1 protein-coding gene is annotated in these 1,004 nt (G+C 35.8%); it reads left to right on the forward strand.

Annotation, left to right across the window (positions count from 1 at the left end; translation table 11 throughout):
• Window positions 1-336: 336 nt before the first annotated feature.
• A partial coding sequence (locus A9G30_RS08240) for a phage antirepressor N-terminal domain-containing protein (protein WP_176700875.1) occupies window positions 337-1,004 on the forward strand: 668 nt, incomplete at its 3' end.

Genomic DNA, 1,004 nt, shown 5'->3' on the forward strand with positions numbered 1-1,004 from the left:
CAACTAATCAATTCATTGAATATAAAGTATATAGTAATTTCAATCTGAGATAAAAAAAGCCCTTTCGGGCTTATTTAAATTTAGTTAATTTGTTATTGACTACCAAAGCAATTTAATTGTATATTCTTTGATGAGGTGTCGAAACCTAAACAAAGCGGATTAATCGCCCCGTTAGCGTGATTTTTTTATGCTCAAAATCTATGCCGAGAGGGCGAGGAATAAAATACCAGCAATGGAAATAACTCCAGCCTTTCTTTGTTAGGCTTTCGAACCTCTTGGCACCCAATTAACTAGATTGGGGAGGTAATTTCGAAAAAAATAAACAAAGGATATAGCATGTCAAATCAAATTCAATTAGTTCAATTTCACAATCAACAAATATCAATTCTTAATCATAATAATAAGCCTTATGTTGCTATCAAGCCAATATGCGAAAACATAGGTTTGGATTGGGAAGCTCAAAGGCAAAGAATTAAAAGAAATGAAATACTTAATTCAACTGCCTTTATGATAAAGGTAGTTGCAAAAGACGGTAAAAATAGAGATGTTTTATGTTTACCTCTTGGCTACCTCAACGGTTGGCTTGCAGGTATAGAATTAAGCAGGGTTAATCCAGAAATAAAACCTATTTTAAAACAATATCAATTAGAATGTTTCGATGTACTTTATAACCACTTTATGCCAAAAGTAGCGCAACAATTCCCTAACACCATTTCGCCCGAACAACAACAGCAAATCCAGCAAGCGGTCAACGAGCGAGTTTATCGAACGGGTGAGAGACATCAGGCTATCTATTATAAGTTACATCAGCAATTTAAAATCCCTCGATACCAAGATTTACCCGCTAGTAAGTTCAACGAGGCGATTAAGTGGCTTGGTGGTGTGCATTCTCGAAGTGGGTTGTCTGATGAAGATTTATACAATTTGGCTTGGTTATATAAAGTAGCTGATAGAATGCGTCACCACATAGAGTTGGTAGAGCCTGCATTGCGTGCAATAGATTC

The sequence above is a fragment of the Gilliamella sp. Fer4-1 genome, assembly GCF_001690515.1.
Classification (GTDB): domain Bacteria; phylum Pseudomonadota; class Gammaproteobacteria; order Enterobacterales; family Orbaceae; genus Gilliamella; species Gilliamella apicola_C.